This window comes from Amycolatopsis kentuckyensis (assembly GCF_002155975.1).
GTDB lineage: Bacteria > Actinomycetota > Actinomycetes > Mycobacteriales > Pseudonocardiaceae > Amycolatopsis > Amycolatopsis kentuckyensis.
In genome coordinates this window covers 1-1,204 of record NZ_MUMI01000744.1, presented here as the reverse complement: position 1 = coordinate 1,204, position 1,204 = coordinate 1, and the positions used below count along the sequence as shown (strand labels likewise).

Genomic DNA, 1,204 nt, shown 5'->3' with positions numbered 1-1,204 from the left:
GTCCGCGGTGCAGCTCGGCCCGACCAAACGGGTGAAGCCGGACGACGTGGTCGAGCTGCATCGCGGACGCCAGCCCGGTGGCCTTGACGTCGAGTCCGGCCAGCGTCGAGACGACACCGGCGTCGACGCCCGTGGCCGGGTCCGGCCCGCCGTCCCCGACCGAGCCGGCGGCCGACGGCTCGGCGGCGAGCAGCGCCGGGAGCCCGGTCGCGGTGACCACGCCCGCGTTCAGGAAGTCGCCGACCTGCTGCAGGTACGTGGTGAACTCCTCGGCGGAGGCGTCCCAGCGCCGCGGCGGCGCGACCAGCAGGTGGTCCGGGCGCTGCCCCGCGGTCGCGCCCAGCCCGGCGCGGAAGGCGAGGGCGCCGAGGCCGTTCTGGCTCGCGACCGCCCGCTCGGTCGTCGCGGGCACGGTGACCGAGCCGGGCACGGTCGGGACACCCGTCATCGCGGCGGAGATCAGCGAGTCGGTCGGCTGCAGGCGGACGGTGCTGCCCTGCACGGTGACGCCGCCGCCGGCCGCGGCGGGCGGGAGCTTGCCCGCGTCGGTCAGCACGGTCCGCACGCCGGCCTCGGTCAGCGCGGCGAGCACCGACGCGCTGGGCGTGCCGTCCGGCCAGAGCACGCCGGTCTGCGGGGTGACGTCGGTCAGCTCCTGGATGGTCGCGGCGCCGGTGGCCGCCCGGGTGACCAGGCTGGTGTCGCCGGGCCGGATGCGGGTGAGCGCGTCGAGGTCGGCGTCGGCGAACGGCAGCGCCACCACGCAGCGGCCGCCGACCAGCGCGCGCAGCTCGGTCAGCCACGTCTTCGCGGCCTCGGCGCCCTTGCCGTCGACGTTCCCCGCGTCCGTGTGGACGAGGTAGCCGCGGGTCATCGCGTCGACGGTGGCGAGCAGGTCCGGGTCGAGCGCGAAGCACATCGACTTCGCGAGGTTGGAGCTGGTCCGCATGGTCGACGCCGCCGCGGCGACCAGCGCGTTCAGCCGCCCGTCCCCGCTGATCTCGCCGGCCAGCCGGTCGTCGGCCAGCACCATCGGGCTGCCGTACGGCGCCGCGTAGACGTGCGGGATGTTGCCGGTCAGCGGCCAGAGCAGGGTCATGCTCGGCGCGCCGCCCCGGCTGGTGGCCTGCTTGCCGGGCCCGGCCAGCACCGGCATCAGCATGCTGACCGCGCCCAGCCGCGCGGGCCCGCCGAACTCCGGCGT

General features: G+C 76.7%; 1 pseudogene. It reads right to left on the bottom strand.

Going from position 1 to position 1,204, the window contains the following annotated elements:
- Window positions 1-1,204 (bottom strand): annotated as a pseudogene (locus tag CCN39_RS47050) (DUF6049 family protein); the annotation flags it as partial.